This is a genomic window from Vibrio sp. 378 (assembly GCF_033339435.1).
Genome location: NZ_JAWOUO010001252.1, coordinates 1 through 509, shown reverse-complemented (window position 1 = coordinate 509; position 509 = coordinate 1). Strand labels below are relative to the sequence as shown.

The window sequence follows — 509 nt, the reverse complement described above, 5'->3', positions numbered from 1 at the left end:
GATGCCATACGGTAGCGGTTGAGATCGTTTGGATGAAAACCGTCTGGAGTCCAGCCCACAGTCCAATTGCTCGTGCCAATTTCACCTTTCGGCATGGTAAGCACAGCAGGAAGTTGAACGTCTTCAAGGCCGCTCATCAACTCTGCAATTTTAGGGTTTACTGTGTAAGAGATCGTGCGGTATTGCTCTAGCATCTCGCCATCACGATCGACAAGATCGGCGCGAAGTGGCAATTTGCTCTTTTCGTCAATCCAAAGGACATAGGAATAACGTAGTCCGTCTTTCGGCACAATGCGTAATACCTGAGTTGGAACACCGGCTTCACGCGCACGCCCTACTTGAACGTAGTCGTAATACAGGTTTAGCTCGTCGATATTGGTGTTAAGCATCGGTATCGTTGGTGCAACCATTTTGCCTGATTCGATAGTGAACGGTTCCACGCCAGTTTCGATATAACTCACTTCTGTTCCGCGCCGAATCCCCTCCCGTACAGGCCCACTTAAATAAAC

The 509-nt window shown here is 49.1% G+C and carries 1 protein-coding gene; it reads right to left on the bottom strand.

Annotation, left to right across the window (positions count from 1 at the left end):
- Positions 1-509: sigma-E factor regulatory protein RseB domain-containing protein (locus R7Q48_RS31405; RefSeq protein WP_318134379.1), on the bottom strand; the 509-nt coding region annotated here is incomplete at both ends.